Source organism: Melaminivora alkalimesophila (assembly GCF_000282995.1).
GTDB lineage: Bacteria > Pseudomonadota > Gammaproteobacteria > Burkholderiales > Burkholderiaceae_C > Melaminivora > Melaminivora alkalimesophila.
In genome coordinates, this window is sequence record NZ_ALEE01000187.1 from 1 (window position 1) to 304 (window position 304).

At 66.4% G+C, this 304-nt stretch carries 1 pseudogene; it reads right to left on the minus strand.

The features are described from left to right. Window positions 1–304 (minus strand): annotated as a pseudogene (locus tag A612_RS03015) (acetyl-CoA carboxylase biotin carboxylase subunit); the annotation flags it as partial.

A 304-nucleotide genomic window follows, 5' to 3' on the forward strand; every position in this document is an offset into this window, starting at 1 on the left:
TTGGTGCCGCCCGCCACGAAGTTGGCGTCCACCATCAGTTCGCAGTGCAATGGCACGTTGGTGCTGATGCCCTCGATCACCGTCTCCGACAGCGCCGTGCGCATGCGCGCCAGGGCCTGCTCGCGCGTGTCGCCATGCACGATGATCTTGCCGATCATGGAGTCGTAGTTGGGCGGCACGTAGTAGTTCGTGTAGGCGTGCGAGTCCACGCGCACGCCCGGCCCGCCGGGTGCGTGCCACTTGGTGATGCGCCCGGGCGAGGGCACGAACTTGTAGGGGTCCTCGGCGTTGATGCGGCACTCGA